Source organism: Xanthovirga aplysinae, assembly GCF_009711365.1.
In the GTDB taxonomy this organism is placed as follows: Bacteria; Bacteroidota; Bacteroidia; order Cytophagales; family Cyclobacteriaceae; genus Xanthovirga; species Xanthovirga aplysinae.
Map to the genome: position 1 here is coordinate 1 of NZ_SMMB01000804.1, position 4202 is coordinate 4202.

The 4202-nt window shown below is 37.9% G+C and carries 4 protein-coding genes; 1 reads left to right on the forward strand and 3 read right to left on the reverse strand.

Annotation, left to right across the window (positions count from 1 at the left end; all coding sequences use genetic code 11):
- The first annotated feature begins 402 nt into the window (after window positions 1–402).
- Window positions 403–1398, forward strand: a complete 996-nt coding sequence (gene gap / locus E1171_RS05960; RefSeq protein ID WP_155205052.1) for a type I glyceraldehyde-3-phosphate dehydrogenase — start codon at window positions 403–405, stop codon at window positions 1396–1398.
- A 61-nt stretch (window positions 1399–1459) separates the two neighbouring features.
- Here the strand turns inward: gap and pncA are convergent, their stop codons facing one another.
- The 3 genes from pncA to E1171_RS05975 form a co-directional block, all read right to left on the reverse strand.
- The gene (gene pncA / locus E1171_RS05965; protein WP_155205054.1) at window positions 1460–2095 is read right to left on the reverse strand and encodes a bifunctional nicotinamidase/pyrazinamidase; all 636 of its coding nucleotides are present in this window, start codon (window positions 2093–2095) and stop codon (window positions 1460–1462) included.
- Between the two features lie 2 nt (window positions 2096–2097).
- Complete coding sequence (locus tag E1171_RS05970) at window positions 2098–2625, reverse strand: NUDIX domain-containing protein (protein ID WP_155205055.1); 528 nt, start codon at window positions 2623–2625, stop codon at window positions 2098–2100.
- Window positions 2626–2829: 204 nt separating this feature from the next.
- Window positions 2830–4202, reverse strand: a 1373-nt coding sequence (locus E1171_RS05975) for a nicotinate phosphoribosyltransferase (RefSeq protein ID WP_155205057.1), incomplete at its 5' end; no start/stop codon positions are given.

Sequence of the window (4202 nt, forward strand, 5' to 3'; positions counted from 1 at the left end):
CGTCCTAACCCCTAGACGAACGGAGCAAAACTTACCAAAACGTTATGGAATGCTTGTTTTTGCCTCCTTTTTCGTTTTTGGTGATGCAAATATAGAAGGCTGATTTTTATTGAGCAAATGAAATCCCGAAATTTCTGTAAACAATCTTATAAGTGTCTGTACAATAGATGGAAAAATTTTGGCGCTTAAAAATGTGCGAATAAAGTATAGTTTTAATTTACTTAATTTTCGTTTCTATTTCTCGGGTAACATACAATTGAGTTTTGTATATAGTTTTCAAGGCATTAAAGAAAGGTTTTTCGTAAACGTTAGCGAAATTACTCTGAAAAAATTAATTGTTTTTAGAATTTTCTAGTCGTATTTTTGACTGGAATTTACGTTTCACGATAAAATTTTAGTTAAATGTCAAAAATAAAAGTAGCCATTAACGGCTTTGGAAGAATTGGCCGATTAGCATTTAAAACCTTATTGCAGAAGGAGAATGTTGATGTTGTTGCCATTAATGACTTGACTGATCCATCTACTTTGGCTCACCTTCTGAAGTACGATTCTGTTCATGGCAGATTTGACGGAACGGTAGCAGTAGAGGGGAATGCTTTAGTGGTAAATGGCACAAAGATTCAAATTATTGCGGAAAGATCTCCAAAGAATTTACCTTGGGCATCTCTGGGTATCGATGTGGTTTTGGAGTCGACAGGAATTTTTGTGGATGAAGCAGGTGCCTCTGGCCATTTAGAAGCTGGTGCTAAGAGAGTAGTGATTTCTGCTCCGGCTAAAGGTAATATCCCAACAGTGGTATTGGGTGTTAACGAGGAAACGCTTACAGGTGAAGAAACAATTGTTTCAAATGCATCTTGTACAACAAACTGTTTAGCTCCAATGGCTAAGGTGTTGGATGATGCTTTTGGAATTGAAAAAGGATATATCTCAACAGTACACGCTTATACTGCTGATCAAAGGTTGCAGGATGCCCCTCATAAGGATCTTAGAAGAGCTCGTGCCGCCGCTTACTCTATTGTGCCTACTACTACAGGTGCAGCAAAAGCCGTAGGTTTGGTTCTTCCTCACCTGAAAGGTAAATTGGATGGTGTGGCTATGCGAGTTCCAATTCCTGATGGTTCTTTGACTGATTTTACTGTGGTATTAAAGAAAGAAACCACTAAAGAGGAAATCAATGCAGCTATGAAGAAAGCTGCTGAAGGCGAGTTAAAAGGAATTTTGGAATACACAGAAGATCCAATTGTTTCTATTGATATCGTTGGAAATCCTCACTCATGTATTTTTGATGCAGGAATGACTTCTGCTTCAGGAACATTAGTAAAAATTGTAGGATGGTACGATAATGAAGCAGGTTACTCTAACCGTGTAGCAGACCTAATTGCTAAAATTGGAGCCTAATCATTCAGGTATTAAGAGTATTAAAAAGAGCTTGGTAATCCATTTACCGAGCTCTTTTGTTTTATTTGAGTTTTTTATATTCTTGGACAAAGGATTTTAAATTGAGTACTATTCCACCTTTTTGTTCGATTTCAGCGATTGCTTTTTCATAATCTTGCACATTAAGGTTCACCGCTCGGGTAGCTTCTTTTACTATAGTAGTTTTAAACCCTTCTTTTAGTGCATCTAAAGCAGTGTATTTAACACAAAAATCAGTGGCTAATCCAACTACGACCACTTGATCAATATTTCTTTCTTTTAAAAACTCACTTAACCCTGTAGATTTTCTATATCCATTGTCATAAAAGCCACTATAACTGTCTATTTCCTTGTCTGTACCTTTTTGAAAGACTTTAAGAATGCAAGAAGTTTTTAATTTTGAAGAAAGTTGTGCTCCAAAAGTATCCTGAACACAATGTACGGGCCAAAGTATCTGTGATAATCCATGAAGAGTAATTAAATCTCCTTCTTTATGTTCGGGGTGGTTGTTAGCAAAACTTTCGTGGTCAGTGGGATGCCAGTCTTGAGTAGCCACCACCAGGTCCACGTACTTTTGCAATTCATTGATGACAGGAATAATCTGGTCAGATTCTGGAACGGCTAGAGCTCCTCCCGGTAGAAAATCATTTTGAAGATCAACGATGATGAGGGCTGTCATGGCTAATGTTTGAAGGATTTTAGTTGGGTCGACAGTACCTGCATGGCTTCCCTAGAAAGGTGAAAGAAGGGCTTGTTGTGTAGCCGATTGATTTCCAAAAGACCAATTAGTTTTTGGAAGGCTTTTTGAATAATTTTTAAGTGATCAAAGGCTAAGTTGGGCAAATCTTTTACGGAAAACCAATGTGCAGATTTAGCATCTGAGGCAGGGGAAAGATTGAGTTTAACCTCTTGGATTATGGTTAAATAGGCTAGGGTGATAACCCTTCCCCTTGGATCGCGATGGGGTTGATCAAATACCCCTATTTCCAAAAAGTCCTTTATTTGAAGACCGGTTTCTTCTTTTAATTCTCTTTCTGCAGTTTCTTTAGTGGTTTCTTCCATTTCCATAAAACCTCCTGGTAGTGCCCATTTGCCCTTGAAAGGTTCATTTGCCCTTTGAATCAAAAGTATGTGCAGTTGGTCTTCCGTGAAATTGAGAACTACACAGTCGGCCGTTACGGAAGGGCGGGGGTATGGGTAGGTGTACATTTTTTTAATTTGAAAATGAAAAATTAAAAATGGAGAACTAAAAAATGAAAAGATAGGAATGACTGAATGGTAAAGAAATAAAGGTTGGGTCCTAAAAAAGCTATACATAAACTTTTACCTATTTCATTAATTCATGAAACCTACAACTTGTTCCAAATAAGGATTCTTTATTCACTCACCTCACTAATATTTATTCATTATTAATTATTTTCTAACTTTCTTTCTTAGGTTTAAAATTAATTCCGTTTTCAGTTGATGTAAATTTTCTTCCAAACCAACTGGGTATCGGTGGGGGTTTACAAATCGTTTAATTCCCGAATGAAATGTACTCATCTCTTTTTGTAAATGGTTTCTGATTTCTTCTAGTTTAGGACTTTGATAAACCTGTTTACCTTTGTCAAATATGGGAATCAGAAGATCTTTGTAGGCTAGTTTTTTGGTATCTAATTTTTTTTGTCTGGTCGGGTCCAGGGGATCTAGAATAGTAAAGGTTTCTTTTGGCTCAAAGCGCTGGTCGAATATGGCGTCTGCCACACATTCATTTTCTAGGTAAAAACGTCTCACTTGTTGTAGACCGGGATTATTTACCTTTATGGCTTGTTCGGATAGTTTTACTTTGCCTATCCATTTCTTTCCTTCTTTAATTGCTGACATTTTATAGACTCCCCCCAACGCTGGTTGGTCAAAAGCAGTTACTAGTTTAGTTCCTATGCCCCAGGTATTAATATGAGCTTCCTGAAGTTTCAAACTATTCACTATGGTTTCATCCAGGTCATTACTTCCCACGATTCTGGCATTTGGAAAGCCTGCTTCATCCAAAAGATTTCTGGCTTTTTGGCTGAGATAGGCCAGGTCGCCTGAGTCTATTCTAACCCCAATCATCTCTTTTCCCTTTTCTCTTAGCATTTTACCTACAGTAATAGCATTCTTTATTCCCTGAATGGTATCGTAGGTATCTACCAGGAAAATACAATTATTGGGTAATGCCTCTGCATAGGTTTTGAAGGCTTCTAATTCTGTTTCAAAAGACATTACCCAACTATGGGCATGAGTCCCTCTCAACGGAATTCCAAAGAGTTTTCCAGCCAATACATTGGAGGTGGAGTCTACTCCACCTATGTATGCTGCTCTACTGGCGGCCAAAGCTCCATCAATTCCCTGTGCTCGGCGCAGGCCAAATTCACTTACCGGTTCCATTTTGGCAGCATTACGGATTCGGGCAGCTTTTGTAGCGATTAAGGTTTGAAAATTGATCAAATTTAAAAGCGGAGTTTCCAATAATTGACATTGAATAATGGGGCCTTTTACTTTGATAAGGGGTTCATGAGGGAATACCAAAGTCCCTTCAGGTACGGCTTCTAGATCACAAGAAAATTCAAGCTTTTGCAAATAGTGTAGAAACCCTTCTTCAAATAGAGGGTTGTTATCATTTCCCTGTATGGAGGCTAAATATTCCAGGTCGCTCTCACTAAAATGGAAATTGTTTACATAATCCACTACATAATCTAGTCCACAACTGACAGTGAACCCCCCTTTGAATGGATTTTTTCTGAAAAATAAATTAAAAACAGCCTCTT